Source organism: Binatus sp. (SeqCode) (genome assembly GCF_049584895.1).
Lineage (GTDB): Bacteria > Desulfobacterota > Binatia > Binatales > Binataceae > Binatus.
Genome location: NZ_JBAUYR010000149.1, coordinates 1 through 13,181 on the forward strand (window position 1 = coordinate 1; position 13,181 = coordinate 13,181).

The following is a 13,181-nucleotide window of genomic DNA, read 5'->3' on the forward strand; positions in this document are numbered from 1 at the left end:
GGTTATGTCGGCGCGAGTGAATGTATCACCGACCAGGTATTCGCGTCCGCTCAGCGTCTCCTTAAGACTCGCCAGAATCCTCGTAACCGTGAGCCTGCTCTGCTCTTCCTCGAATGGCGAATATCCATACTTTTCCGCGAAGTACTTTCCGCTCTTTTGCGCTTCGGGGTCATCGATGCGGAGCAAGCGCCCCGTGATCATCACGCGACCATGAGGCCCCAGCGCGTTAAGCGCGACCTCTTCCCATAAGGTTGCCGTCGCGCGCTCCTTCGGGGATTTGGGCAACAGCGCCGGCTCCGGTCGCGTTTCCTCAAGCCAGTCCAAAATCGCGCTCGAATCCGGAATCACCTTACCGTCGGTGACCAACACCGGCACCATCGTCTGGCCGGTCAATTTCTTCACCGCGGCTTCATCGACGCCGGCCTCGTAATTCTGTTTCTCATAGGGCAGTTTTTTGAATGCGAACGCCCATCGGACCCTCTCCGACCAGGGAGATCCGTACATCGTAATCAGCTTTATCGTGCCCATGAGAAAATCTCCGTGCGTTTGATAAGCATGGCTCAATAACGCGATCGATTGGGAGCATCCGCGAGCGGGGATGTTGCCTGTGGATGCTCCCTGCGGATCACTGCACGTCTACTTCCATGCGCATCCAGGGATGGATGCAGCATTGGAACAGATGCTTGCCCTTCGACAGACCGGTGATATTGAGTTGGCTGCCTTGAAGAATTCGGGTTTTGGCCACCGCGACGCTGCCGAAGCCGCCGGCGCACTCCGGAATGACGCTCGCCGCGCTGCCAGGATTGAGCGGCGGCAGGAATCCGTTACCGAACGCTTTCACCTCAGTAAAGGTGTGGGGCTCGCCACCTTGATCGACCACGACAACAGTGGTCCCCTGGTTGATTACCAACGTGTCGGGTTCGAAATCCCAGCCCGGATCGGGGGTTCCAGCTTCCGCCCCTGCAAGCAGATTGGCTAGCGTGGTGCTATATCCAAGCGCGATGTTCTTGCAGAAGTCAGGGCCCTCCGCCGCGTTGAACGTGGTCGGATCGCATTCGTCCAATGCAACGACTTGTGCGATGCCTGGCGAGTTTCCGGGGAAATTCGGAAAGTGGTCTGATGGGCCTCCCGCCCTCGCGTGCGTTGCGCCTGCTAAAATCCCGCACCCGGCCAGCAGAATCAGTGCCGCTACCTTTGTCATGCTGCTTCCTCCCATTTGAAGCGGTTGCCGTCTTCTTGAGCGCATCTTCGGCGGATTATGGGGTTGCGCCAATGGAGAACGGCTGAAGATTGCCTGACGGATTGCTGAAGAATGCAGGCGCTATCTGTTAGGCGGTCCCGGAACTAGACTGGTGATGCCAATCCACAGGGTTGTTAAAAGTGGCCGACGAAATAGTTCAATTCGACGACTTTGAGCTTGACCGGAGCGCCCATGAGCTCCGATGCGGCGGAGCTGTGGTGAAGCTTGAGCGAATTCCGCTGGAATTGTTGTTCCTGCTCGTTAACCGCCGCGGGCAGGTCGTCACGCGCGAGGAAATTCTCGAGCGCATCTGGGGCAAGGGCGTCTTCGTCGATAGCGAAAACAGCATCAATACTGCGGTCCGGAAGGTGCGGCGAGCCTTGTGCGACGATTCCGACGCGCCGCGATTCGTGGCTACCGTGCCGGCCAGGGGCTATCGATTTGTCGCAGAGATTCGCGCACCGAAGATAACTAGAGCCGAACAAATTCGAGCTCGGCTGCCGGGTGCGATGGTGGGACGGGGGCGCGAGCTGGCTTCCTTGCTGAGCGGACTCGACTATGCGGCTTCGCGCCGCGGGGGGCTGTTCCTGATTTCCGGCGAGCCCGGCGTCGGCAAGACTCGGCTGGCGAATGAGGTTGCGTCCGCGGCTCACGCCAAGCAGATGGCGCTGCTGATCGGGCATTGCTCGGAGCATGACGAAGCCGTCGCCTATCTGCCGTTCGTGGAAATCCTGGAAAACTTCGTCGATCGCGCACCCGATCCGGGCAGCCTGCGCACAGCCTTGGGAGATCGGGGGCATGAGTTGGCGCGCTTGCTGCCTAAACTCAAAAGCATCCTTCCCGAACTTCCGCCGCCGCTCGATTTGCCGCCGGCCCAAGCGCGGCGCCATTTGTTCAATTGCTTTTTCGACTTCGTCGGTCGAATCGCTTTACAACAACCGATGCTCATGGTCCTTGAGGATCTCCACTGGGCCGACGATTCGACGCTGTCGTTGCTCGATCACCTGACCCAGCGGCTTTCCGATTTGCCCCTGATGGTGATCGGCACCTACCGCGACGCCGACATGAATCTCACTCGTGGGTTGGCAAAGACGCTGGAAGATTTAATCCGGGGCCGACTCGCGACTCGCGTGAGGCTGAAAGGCTTGCCGCGCGACGGGGTGGCCGCGATGCTGGATAGCTTGAGCGGGAAATCGACGCCTGCCGTGGTGGTTGGCGAGATATTCGGCGAGACCGAAGGCAATCCTTTTTTCGTCGAGGAACTGTTCCGCCATTTGGAAGAGGAAAATCGACTGTACGATTCGTCGGGACAGTTTCGCTCCGAGCTCCAGATTGCCGAGCTGGACGCGCCGCCGACCGTGCGGCTGGTTGTCGCGCGGCGACTGGCGCGGCTCGGCGAGCTGACCCAGAAGATGCTCGCGACGGCGGCGGTGATCGGACGTTTCTTCAGTTTTGAAATTCTTCAGGCTTCGAGCGACGCCGACCCGGATTCAATTCTGGAGCGCGTCGAGGAAGCCGAAAAGGCCGGCCTGGTTTTCTCCGTCGCTGACAGTCCAAAGGCCCGCTTGGGGTTCTCTCACGAGCTTATTCGCCAAGCCGTCCTGGCCGCTTTGTCGGCGGCGCGGCGCGAGCGGCTGCATCTCGAAGTCGCCGACGCGATTGAGCGAACCTGTCGCGCCGCGCGCGAATCCAAATATAGAAGGAGCATCAACGACCACGCCGCTGAACTTGCGCACCACTACGCGCTCGGCGGCAATCCGGCCAAGGCAGTGGAATATTGCGCGCGTGCGATAGTGCGGTTCTCTGACCTCGGCTCCAATGCCGAGGTCCTTGCGCAGTTTGAAAGTGGACTCGAATTGCTGCAGCAGCTCCCCGACGATGATCGGCGCGCCGAACTGGAGCTGGACCTCAGGAACGTGGCCGGAGGAACGCTGGGGGATAGCAAAGGCTTCGCCTCGCCTGAGGCCGCGCAGTCGTCCGCTCGCGCAATGCTGCTTGGCAGAAGGCCCGGGATCTCGTGGCATAGGACGTGGAATGCGCTCTATCAGGATTTGTTCGTCCATCTGACCCGTCCCGAGCTGCGCAAAGCGTGCGAACTAGCCGCCGAGCTGGTTGCCCTCGCGGAGGAACACGGAAGCACGGAACATCTCGCGGATGCGAGGACCTATTGGGCATTAGCAAGAATGTACTCGGGAGAGTTCGAGGTCGCCGCCCAGGACTTCGACCAGGCTTGGGCGTTGCTGGAATCCATAGCGAACCCTGCAAGTGCTCCCACGCCAAATAGCGCCGGGCAAATGCCCCAAGCGCGCACGATGCTGTGGCGGCAAGGTCCTCGACAAAACAACCGCGCCATCTCGGGATGGAACCTGTGGTTCCTGGGTTATCCGGATAGAGCACGCGAACGAATGAATGTCGCTACCGCAATCGCGCATTCCGGACTGAAGACGATGCTGGCGGACATTCACGGATACGCCACCTATATTTACGAGCTCCGCCGCGAGCCAGATCAGATGAAAGCGAGAGCGGAAGCAAGATTGGCCCTGTCGACCGAATCAGGCTACGCCGCTGGCCGCGCGCTTAGCGAGATCTATCTCGGCTGGGCGAATGCGCTAGCCGGTGATCTCGATGGGGGCATCGTGCGGATGAAGCACCATCTGTCGGAGCTCAGAGCAGCCGGCTTCGAGGTTGCAGCCGCCTATCATCTAGCCCTGATAGCAACGGCTCTGGGAAAGGCCGGCCGGTTCGACGAAGCTCGTCGCACGATCGAAGAATCATTTTCGCTCATAGACAGGACCGGCCAACGGCATTGTGAGGCTGAGGTCCATCGGCTCGATGGCGAACTGCTCCTGGCGCAGCGCACATCGAATGCCGTCGATGCGGAGAAATTTTTCCGCACCGCAATCGAGATTGCGCGCAAGCAGCACGCGAAGTCCTGGGAGCTGCGCGCGACGACGAGTCTCGCGCGCTTGCTGGCGAAGCAGCGTAAGCACGACCAGGCGCGTACGATGCTTGCCGAAATCTACAACTGGTTCACGGAGGGCTTCGATACCCCCGATCTGAAGGATGCCAAGACCCTGCTCGACGAGCTTAACGAATAGCAGGGCCCGCAAATATCTGCGCCCTCGTCCTTTCTCTCGGCGTGGCATTGGACATCGAGCGATCTTCTCGATCATGGCCGGATCGCCCGTGACCGAGGTTAGCATTTGCTTGGTCACTCGTCGGCGGCGATCAGGTTGACAGTCTATGGCCACTATTTCTCGAAGACGCCGACCGATGCGATTCAAAAACTGGCGACAACGATTCTCGGAGGAAGACACCAAAAAGACACATTGGCGGGCGATAATGGTATTGCGAATGTTCCGGCGACCGCATAAGCATGCGATAATACGTCGATTCTTGGGCGCGGAGAGGTGGCCGAGTGGTCGAAGGCACCAGATTGCTAATCTGGCGTACTGGGTAACCGGTACCGAGGGTTCGAATCCCTCCCTCTCCGCCAGTTTTATTGGGTTTTTTCCGATCTGAGTCATCGTTTTACGAGCCCGCTTCGGTGCCTGTTTCGGTCGGGGTGGGCAGAGGGTGGGCATGATTCGAGGCCAACGGCGTCGCCGCGCTCTCCAGCGAAGACATTTCTTCTGCAGAAAGATCGTCGGTCGGTATCCAGCGCCAGTAATGTTTCAACAACATTTGCAGCGTGCGATGGCCCATCTGCCGCTGAATCCAGTTGAGCGGCTTGTGCTGCTTCAGCGCCAGGACCGCGAAACTGTGACGGCACTGCCCGATTGGTCTGTGCGGCACTTCCGCTCGCGTCAGAATTCGACGCCATACCACGTCGGTTGCCCACCGCACATTGGGCGCAGCGCCGCTCTCATTAGGAAAGACGTACTTGCTGCGTAGCTGGACTCTTTCCCGTTGCTTCGACAGCTCCGCGCGAACCCTTGGACCATACTGGATCATGCGCCGGCTGCTCTTTGTCTTCGGCGTGGTGATGCCGTATCGGACGCTGAGGCTGCGGTTGATCAGTGCCCGGTCACGATCGAGGTAGACCCTGTCCCAAGTCAGAGCGAGCGCTTCGCCGCGTCGAATTCCGGTAAAGAAATAGAGCGTGACAAGTGCGCGTTCCCAGCCTTCGGCCGCTGCGATGATCGCTTCAATCTGATCCGCGTCATACGGCATCACGTCGGCATCTTCGGATTCGTCTGAAAGTTCGAGGTCGTCGACGTTTGCTTGCCCCGAATCTTTAAATGGCTTCATCCCGAGCAGGAGGTCTTCGTCGAGCAATTTTCTGACGCGAGCGAACTCAAGGATTTGATTCAGGACATCCCACGCCATGTTCTTTCGTCGCGTGCTCAGCGGTTCGTTGGCCTTGGTTTGCTTTTCGTCGACGCGGACGCGCCAGCGATCGATGTCTTCCTGACGTAATTCGGAGACCGTTTTCGTCCCGATTGCGTCGCGCTGAATGAAGATCCCCGCGACTTCTTTATAGTAGCCGTGGGTCGATTTCTTGACCTCGCCTTGCTTGCTGAGCAGCCAACTGTCGGCGAGTTCAGTGACGCTGATCGCTTGGGGTTTCTCTGGCGTTGCGATCCCGCGCTGCCTTATCCGGTCGCTGTCCGGAAATCGCTTGGCATAGTCGAAAGTTCGCGCCTTGAGCTCCAGCTGTATGGTCGCGCAAAGCCTCTTGGCCTCGGCGATGGTCTGCTTGTTCGCCGACACCCCGAGCGGTTCCCGACATTTGAGGCCGTCGTAATACTTAAAGCCGATTCTCAGGCGGCCGTGTCTATCCTTTTCCAGCCATGCCATGTTGCGATTCCTCAGAGTATATCGGCAGTGTACCTCGTAGTTTTGTGCGGGGTTTGAACTGCCTCGTTCGGAATGTCGGCCAGTGGATCAAATAACGTCCCTGCACAACGAAAAGGCCGTCCACTTCCCCGATTCCACCAGACACGATCCAGCCATACACGGTCTTTCGATTGCGTCGAAGTATTTTCGCGATCTCAGGGACAGTCAGATATTCGCTCTCTGGCAGTCCAACTTCTGCTGCTTGCCTGCTCATGATCGGCCTGCTCGGTTGCTGGGTTACGTTCTTACCGTCGAAGATTCTGAACTTGGCGGAAAACACTACCGCAAGTTGGGTGCCGGACAGAAAATCCGACGAACTGTAGGGTTTGCGTCATCTTTGCGCCTTCCGAAAGTGTGCTATGTGCAGATTTGGCACGCACACTTTATGAACAGAGTGTTTCGTCGTTGTCATAGTCAGTTATCCTGGACGTTTAGCACCGCGCATCTGGCGAACGTCGAACCCGCTTGCTTTGCTTGCAGCGCCAACCTCCGAGGATCCTTCTTCGCCGCCCACTAGAGTTGCACGAGGCCCGGATTCCTTTGTTCTGAGCCTCTCGATCAACCAGTTGAGCGCGGCGCCGACTTCCCTTCGGGTTTTTGTCCGATTTTGCGCATGGGCTACTTCGAGAGCGGCTGCGTCGAAGGCTCCCTGTAATATGGCCGCCAGCGGTCCAGCTGGCTGACGTTCAATTTCTCCTGCCTCCATTGCTTCCTGTATCGTCGAACGAAGAAGGGCCTTCTCCGGAAAGACCGTGCCCATCTTGTTCTGAATTTCGTACATCCGTGTCCAGCCAAGAACGCTGGGCGCGTCCAGCAAGATAATCCGGCAGACAGATCGATCGGTGCATGAATCCAGAAACGCTTCTCGGCCCAGCCGAAAAGATTCCCAGACGCCTCGTCCTCGCCTGGCGGCCTTTTCGATCTTCATATAGAGGTCCGACAGGACGATTTCGTACACGCCGCTGAACAGCGCTTCTTTATCTCGGAAATGGTGGTAGAGCGCACCGCGTGTGATTCGGGCGCGCTTGACCACTTCTTCGGTACCCGCGTTCGCGTACCCCATCTCTGCGAAGAGTTCCCGTGCCACTGCCAGAATAGTGGCACGCGTCGCCTCAGCTTGCTCAGTCTTACGGCTCTTCTGCGGCGCGGCGGCTTCTATTTGCATACAGGCAACCTGTCTGTTATAGACAGCATGCCTGTATCGTAGCAGTCGGCTGTTCGGAAGTGAAGCGCAAGTGAAGACACATCAGCGAGGTGAGTGGGATGAGTCTTAATCCACAACAAGAATCAACCATCACGTTCAACCCGTGGGACCCCGAGTTCATCGTTAATCCTTATCCGCATTACGGGGCTATCCTCGCTAAGCCGCCGCCGGTCGTGAAAGTCGGCGCGCGTTCTGCGGTCCTGGTCGCGCGCTACGCTGACGCGAAGGCCGTTTTGCACGACCACGAGAACTTTCGTAGTCAGCCGCCCTGGTCTCCGAACAACCAAGGCCCTTTTGCCGGCAGCTTCGACATTCTGGGCTCGGACCCGCCGAGGCATACGCGCCTTCGCCGCATTATCAGCCGCGCTTTCACGCCTCGCCGCGTGCGCGATCTTGAACCACGCATCCGCGAGTTCACCCGCGCGTTGTTGGATACCGCTACGCCCAAAGGGGAATTCGACATAATGGCGGAACTGGCGAACGTGATACCAGTTCAAGTGATCGCGGAGATGCTTGGCGTATCGCCTGAACGCCACGGCGCTTTCAAAGACTGGTCGGACCGCATTGTCGACGCTTCGGCCAAATTGGTTCCCGGAGCGCCCGCGATGGCGGCGGCGACGGCGGCCGATGCGATCGAAGCTGTAGAATCAGCCGCAGCGTATTTCACTGAAGAGATCGAGAAGCGGCGGAGGCACCCCGGCCCCGATCTGGTAAGCGCTTTGGTTGCAGCCCACGACGAGTCCGAGGCGCTCACCGCGACCGAACTGGTACAATTCGCTGTAACGCTGCTCCTCGCAGGCAGCGAAACGACGACTAACCTAATTGGAAATGGGACGTTGGCTCTAGTTCGACATCGGGATCAGTTTGAGCGGCTGCGCCGGGAACCGTCTCTATTGCCGAAGGCGATAGAGGAGATGCTTCGGTTTGACAGCCCGGTACAATCGACCGGCCGATTTCCCCATAGTGACGTCGAACTCGGCGGCACGCAGATTGCCTGCGGAACGGTGATGTTCGTGATCAACGCTGCGGCAAACCGCGACCCGGCGAGGTTTCCAAATCCCGACGAATTTGACATCTCGCGTGCTCGGAACGATCATCTGGCATTCGGCGATGGCATCCACTTCTGCATCGGCGCGCCTCTTGCCCGGTTAGAGGCGCAAATTATTTTTGGCGAGATGCTCACGCGTATTCCGCGCTTCGAGCTCGTCCATCCGGAAGCGCCTCAAATCTACAAGGATTCATATTTCTTGCGCGGCCTCGAAAGGCTTATGGTAGCGATAGACTGAGCGAACTGGCGCTGGCGGAAGCGCTATTCGTGCGACACATTGAGCAAGATGTAGAGCAAGACTAGGATTTGTTCCGAGATAGAGCGCGCTACATAAAGGCACTAGCAGGGGCAATCCATCGGTCATTCTGTCCCTCCGGCTTCGTATTCTTAATCGTATGACGGGTGAGGCTGTGCAAAAGATACTGCCGACGCGGTTGCCGATCACAGTGTAGCCGCGCGAGTGGTGCACCATTGCTTTTCCTGCCACTTGAATTCATCCGCGCGAATGCTCGCTACCTCCAACCAAGCCGTTAACGAATCGACACCCTGCGTCCGAATTCGCCGCGTGGCGAAGTGCCAGAATACGAGCCGAAAATGGACTTTGACAACGATGTGCGTCCCTTAGAGAAACGATCAGCCGAGAAATCGGTGTGAACGCGTTCCGGCAGGAGAGGAAAAATTGCGGGCGTGGGGTGGACGGTAAAACTGCCCGTCGAATTGACCAAAGAGCAATCCTCTGGACAATTTTGCTCCGTACTTCGGCCATCTGCTGGGCGGCGGTGGCGTCATGTTCCAGTCAATTTGCAATTTGTAGTAGCGCTCAATTACTGGAAGTACTCGATTCCGATAAATGCGCTGCTGCCGCTTGGGTACCTGGTGTGCTACGAGCTTCACATTTCGACAGTTCGATAGCGCGAAGGCTTTCCAGATCGGGCCATACATTGAGTCTCGTGTATCGAAAGTTACGCTGCTTGGGAGGTGAATTCGATACTCGTCGCAGGACTCACAACTCGAGCCAAGGTATGAGGAACCGGGGTTCGGAGAGTCAATCGTGCGGTTGGCATCAGTGAGTACCTTCTCGGCCAGTTCTCGGTCTCCAGCGAGCAAGCGTCGGAGGAGCTGTTCAAAATGCCCAGGCTCGTCGGCATTGTGCGCCCCGATGCGCACCAAGAGGTGCCTGTAGAGCATTTCGTCCGCCCTTAATTCACTTCGTAGAGTTTGAGGATGATGCTTTCGAGCATGAACAACTCCATTCTCCAGCCAGGCATTGCGTGCCGCATCCCAGACGCCGCCCTCGTCAAAATGGAAGAGCACCGCCTCGGCGAACTGGTAGTCATCAGGATCATGATGTCCCCAATCCTGAAAGCAGAGTGCCAAAACCGCGAATCTCCCATCCGGTCCGCGTTGCGATATTACGAGTGCGGCATAGAGTTCGGCGCGACTCCCGCCTATGCCGCGCCGCCACGTGACAAAAGTCACGGGCCACGGAGGCACCGCCTTTCCTAAATTCGGGAGCAAATCGGCGGCATCGACGCTTGAGCAATCTTCATCGTCAGGATCGTTTTCCAGAGGGTCCGTCCTGAGGTGAACGGCCTCCATCAACGCATTTTCAGGAATATCGATCTCTCGGCGCCATTCCGCGACGAGTTGCGAATCCCATTTTTCCCAGGGCCGCAGACCGAAGTCACGAATAACCCAGTCAATTGCGCGCACGTCGTTCTCCCTTGTCCGAGATGGACAATCTCAAAATCAGTCGAGAGTCTGCTTTAACGAAGTATATGAGAGTCTTTCAACAGCCCGGTGAAGCAGTCCGGAGAATCCGGGACACAGCGTCAAGATCATCGATTTCTTGAAAGGCTCTTAGGCGGCGTCAGCGCGCATCTCAGGGAGGTGAGTCGGACAGCCTGTGCGGGGCCTGCTTAGTATTGGTTGTAACGCTCGCGGAAGGACAACGGTTCCTCTGGATTCGTAGCGCTAACGGCGCAATTTACGAACGCCGTATCTAGTATATGTGCGCAGATTTGGCACACTGTGCAGATTTTGCACACCTCTCATAACCGCCGGTTCGACGAGCCACAAATCTTTTCAATCGTCGCTTCGGCTCCGAGCGTAAAATTTCGCAACCCTCATCCGGTTTCCGCACTCAGCCCCGCTGCACCACCGCCGCATACGGTTCTTGCTCGTATCGTAGAAAAAAGCGCCGCATTTTGAATTGTGGCAACGTTTCAGACGGGAAAAATCTCCGCGGCAGAGCAAGTCTGCGGCGGACTGGGCGAGCGGCACAAGAAGTTGTTTCGGTTGATTGAGTTCAAGTTCGAATCGCCGTTCGAACTTCCGCGGAGTCTTGACTACTTTCGTGACGCCCGAAGACTGCGCGATCAAGAGGTTGATCGCATCAATAGTAGCGCGCGGAATCGGCCTATCCGCGACGATCGCTTCAGCCATTCGACGCATTAACGTACGCAGCGCGAGCGCATCCTTCAAAACGCGCACTCCAGTTTTCTCTTGACGCCATTGTTTAAATGCTACTTTCAGTTTATTCCGCTCAAACAACTTGGCTAAAACGAGCCACGCCACAAAATCCCGATCGTCAGTCAACAAATTGACGCGATCACCCGCTTCATTGCCTTCAGTGTTTATGAAATCGAGAAAGGAATAGCGCCCAACAAACCTGAACGGTTTGCCTTGATCCGGAAAAGTTGACCCGAAAATGGTGCGAGTCATTTCTTAATGATCTAAAAACTCTTGACTCATTACGGTCAGATCAATTATTTGTCAACGGCTGCGGGGGTGGAGGAGGTGTCAAGAATCCACAGGTCTGTTGGGGTTTGTCATGGTTGGCCAGTCTGTTTCGATGCGCCGAATCATGGAAGTGATCCAGCGTGTTGCGCCCGCAAGAGTTTCCGTTTTCATCACAGGTGAAACAGGCACCGGCAAGGAAGTGGCGGCCAGAGCCATCCACGACCGATCCGGTCGAACAGGTCCGTTCATTTCCGTTAACTGCGCGGCCATTATCGAGACCCTGATCGAGAGCGAGCTGTTCGGACATCAGAAGGGCTCTTTCACCGGAGCTGACCGGCGACACTCAGGACTCGTCGAGCGAGCGAACGGCGGAACCCTTTTCCTCGATGAAATCAGCGAGATGCGTGGCGAGTCGCAGGCCAAGCTCCTCCGCGTTATCGAAGAGCGCAGAGTGCTTCCGGTTGGAGCAACGCGTGAAATCCCGATTGATGTTCGATTTCTCGCAGCGTCGAATCGGACGCCCAAGCAGGCGATCGGCGAGGAACGGCTGCGCGAGGATCTCTACTATCGCTTATCCGCGACCAGCATTCACCTTCCGCCTCTTCGGGATCGTCTGGACGATCTGCCGGCGCTCATTGATCACTTCATCAAGCAAGCGAACCACGATTTTAAGAGGCAAGTCGACGGCGTCGATCCAGAATGCCTGTGCGCCCTGAGAACTTATCGATGGCCGGGAAACGTTCGCGAGTTACGTAATGTATTCGAGAGCGCCGTCCTGATGACGCGCTCGACGCGACTCTCGGTGGAGGACCTTCCAGAGGAAATCAAACTCTCTACGAACCGGGAAACTTCTTTCACGGTTTCTTTGGGATCGCCACTCCAGGAGATCGAGCAGGAATACATTCGTCGCACCATCGAATTCGCTGGCGGAAACAAGGCGCGAGCGTCGGAAATCCTGGGAGTCCCTCGTCGTACGCTGTACGGGAAACTCGAGCGCTACGACGCTCGCCACAAATCCAACGGCCGATCCAATGGGAACGGACACCGCGCTCCGCGCGACGGTCGAAACGGCTTAACGTGAGAGAGGCGTCACGCCACGCGTCGCGCGGCGTAGACCGGAGGTCTCGAAGATCGACTGAACAGTTTAGACGCCGAGAGCCCGGCGAAGTTAGAGACCATGATCGATTCCGAAGACTATCCGCTCATGACCGTCGGTGAACTGGCGCGCGCGCTCCGGGTGCCGCGCGAATTCGTCTTCACGCACGCTCGCGAACTCGGCGCGATTTGCTTGCGTCTGCGCGATGCCAACGGGCACGCTTCCGCGAAGTTCGAACGCGGCGGCCCACTACGCTTTCCGCGTACCGCCCGATTCGCTCTCCAATGAATTCGGCGGAGACTGATTTGCGTCGACCAAGGAATCGAATAAGTACTCCCTAGGCGGGCCGCGCCATCGCGTTCGGGAATCGCCTGGCTCCAACCTTATCGCCGTCGGCAAACGAGTCCTCGGCGAAATAGAGCAACTCTTCATAGAATTGCTTCTCGATACGTGCGGAGCGTATGAACTGGATGGCATGGCGCGTAAACGTCGTTTCGGTTCCCTTGCTAACGAACTCTTGAAAAAAGCTCGTGAGGCGATGCTCACCGCGGTTCAGATCTTCAACAATCCTCACGTCGAATTTAAATCGGAACTGTTCATCGTAACGACGATCATCGCCTGGACATATCTGCATCATGCTTACTACCGCAAGAAAAAAGTCGAATACCGACTGTTCACACCTGGCGTGCAGAAGCGTCGCTTTCTACGAACTAGATTCGGGGCTATCCGGTACTTGAGCTTAGAAGAGTGTTTAGCTTCCCGAGAATGCCCCCTTAAAAAGGTTGTAAAAGATAACCTCACATTTTTGATCGGGTTGCGACACGAGATCGAGCATCAGATGACAACGCGCATTGACGATCAGGTAAGTGCAAAATTCCAGGCTGCGGCCTTGAACTTTAACTCCTGCATCAAGGAACTCTTCGGAGTAAAGCATTCCTTAGATTCCGAACAGGCATTCAGCATTCAGTTCGCAGGCGTCTCGGAGCGCGCTGCAAAAGAACTACTGGCTGAA

The 13,181-nt window shown here is 57.1% G+C and carries 12 protein-coding genes and 1 tRNA gene; 5 read left to right on the plus strand and 8 right to left on the minus strand.

What is annotated here, in order from left to right:
- Together WB650_RS24970 and WB650_RS24975 are read right to left on the minus strand one after the other, a co-directional pair.
- A partial coding sequence (locus tag WB650_RS24970; RefSeq protein WP_423962459.1) for a glutathione S-transferase family protein occupies window positions 1–528 on the minus strand: 528 nt, incomplete at its 3' end.
- A gap of 97 nt (window positions 529–625) precedes the next feature.
- The gene (locus WB650_RS24975; protein WP_422305459.1) at window positions 626–1,201 is read right to left on the minus strand and encodes a cupredoxin domain-containing protein; all 576 of its coding nucleotides are present in this window, start codon (window positions 1,199–1,201) and stop codon (window positions 626–628) included.
- A gap of 257 nt (window positions 1,202–1,458) precedes the next feature.
- On the opposite strand from WB650_RS24975, the gene WB650_RS24980 reads away from it, so the two are divergent.
- Both WB650_RS24980 and WB650_RS24985 read left to right on the plus strand, forming a co-directional pair.
- The gene (locus WB650_RS24980; protein ID WP_422305457.1) at window positions 1,459–4,338 is read left to right on the plus strand and encodes an AAA family ATPase; all 2,880 of its coding nucleotides are present in this window, start codon (window positions 1,459–1,461) and stop codon (window positions 4,336–4,338) included.
- Between the two features lie 306 nt (window positions 4,339–4,644).
- Window positions 4,645–4,736 (plus strand) — tRNA-Ser (locus WB650_RS24985).
- 35 nt (window positions 4,737–4,771) lie between these two features.
- Here the strand turns inward: WB650_RS24985 and WB650_RS24990 are convergent.
- From WB650_RS24990 to WB650_RS25000, 3 genes are all read right to left on the minus strand, one after another.
- Window positions 4,772–6,040, minus strand: coding sequence for a tyrosine-type recombinase/integrase (locus WB650_RS24990; protein ID WP_423962461.1), 1,269 nt, complete (start codon window positions 6,038–6,040; stop codon window positions 4,772–4,774).
- A complete protein-coding gene (locus WB650_RS24995) occupies window positions 6,018–6,293 on the minus strand; it encodes a helix-turn-helix domain-containing protein (protein ID WP_423962462.1) in 276 nt (91 codons plus the stop codon). The genes WB650_RS24990 and WB650_RS24995 overlap by 23 nt, the downstream gene beginning before the upstream one ends.
- A 204-nt stretch (window positions 6,294–6,497) precedes the next feature.
- Entirely contained in the window at window positions 6,498–7,244 is a 747-nt protein-coding gene (locus tag WB650_RS25000) for a TetR/AcrR family transcriptional regulator (protein ID WP_423962464.1), read from the minus strand.
- A 98-nt stretch (window positions 7,245–7,342) separates the two neighbouring features.
- On the opposite strand from WB650_RS25000, the gene WB650_RS25005 reads away from it, so the two are divergent.
- Window positions 7,343–8,569 carry a cytochrome P450 gene (locus tag WB650_RS25005; protein WP_423962466.1) on the plus strand — a complete coding sequence of 409 codons (1,227 nt, stop codon included), beginning with the start codon at window positions 7,343–7,345 and terminating at the stop codon, window positions 8,567–8,569.
- A 395-nt stretch (window positions 8,570–8,964) separates the two neighbouring features.
- On the opposite strand, the gene WB650_RS25010 is transcribed toward WB650_RS25005, so the two are convergent.
- Both WB650_RS25010 and WB650_RS25015 read right to left on the minus strand, forming a co-directional pair.
- Window positions 8,965–10,044: a hypothetical protein gene (locus tag WB650_RS25010; protein WP_423962468.1), complete on the minus strand. Its 1,080-nt coding sequence runs from the start codon at window positions 10,042–10,044 to the stop codon at window positions 8,965–8,967.
- 372 nt (window positions 10,045–10,416) lie between these two features.
- Entirely contained in the window at window positions 10,417–11,055 is a 639-nt protein-coding gene (locus tag WB650_RS25015) for a CGNR zinc finger domain-containing protein (protein ID WP_423962470.1), read from the minus strand.
- Between the two features lie 109 nt (window positions 11,056–11,164).
- Between WB650_RS25015 and WB650_RS25020 the strand changes: the two genes are divergently transcribed.
- Window positions 11,165–12,154: a sigma-54 interaction domain-containing protein gene (locus tag WB650_RS25020; RefSeq protein ID WP_423962471.1), complete on the plus strand. Its 990-nt coding sequence runs from the start codon at window positions 11,165–11,167 to the stop codon at window positions 12,152–12,154.
- 87 nt (window positions 12,155–12,241) lie between these two features.
- Here the strand turns inward: WB650_RS25020 and WB650_RS25025 are convergent, their stop codons facing one another.
- Complete coding sequence (locus WB650_RS25025) at window positions 12,242–12,388, minus strand: hypothetical protein (protein ID WP_423962473.1); 147 nt, start codon at window positions 12,386–12,388, stop codon at window positions 12,242–12,244.
- 256 nt (window positions 12,389–12,644) lie between these two features.
- On the opposite strand from WB650_RS25025, the gene WB650_RS25030 reads away from it, so the two are divergent.
- Window positions 12,645–13,181 (plus strand): DUF3644 domain-containing protein (locus tag WB650_RS25030; RefSeq protein WP_423962475.1); only part of this gene is annotated, 537 nt, incomplete at its 3' end.

Bases quoted from the DNA above. Each gene is read 5' to 3' on its own strand.
- WB650_RS25000 (WP_423962464.1), bottom strand. From the start codon at position 7,244: ATGCAAATAGAAGCCGCCGCGCCGCAGAAGAGCCGTAAGACTGAGCAA.
- WB650_RS25015 (WP_423962470.1), bottom strand. From the start codon at position 11,055: ATGACTCGCACCATTTTCGGGTCAACTTTTCCGGATCAAGGCAAACCG.
- WB650_RS25020 (WP_423962471.1), top strand. From the start codon at position 11,165: ATGGTTGGCCAGTCTGTTTCGATGCGCCGAATCATGGAAGTGATCCAG.
- WB650_RS24995 (WP_423962462.1), bottom strand. From the start codon at position 6,293: ATGAGCAGGCAAGCAGCAGAAGTTGGACTGCCAGAGAGCGAATATCTG.
- WB650_RS25005 (WP_423962466.1), top strand. From the start codon at position 7,343: ATGAGTCTTAATCCACAACAAGAATCAACCATCACGTTCAACCCGTGG.
- WB650_RS24990 (WP_423962461.1), bottom strand. From the start codon at position 6,040: ATGGCATGGCTGGAAAAGGATAGACACGGCCGCCTGAGAATCGGCTTT.
- WB650_RS24975 (WP_422305459.1), bottom strand. From the start codon at position 1,201: ATGACAAAGGTAGCGGCACTGATTCTGCTGGCCGGGTGCGGGATTTTA.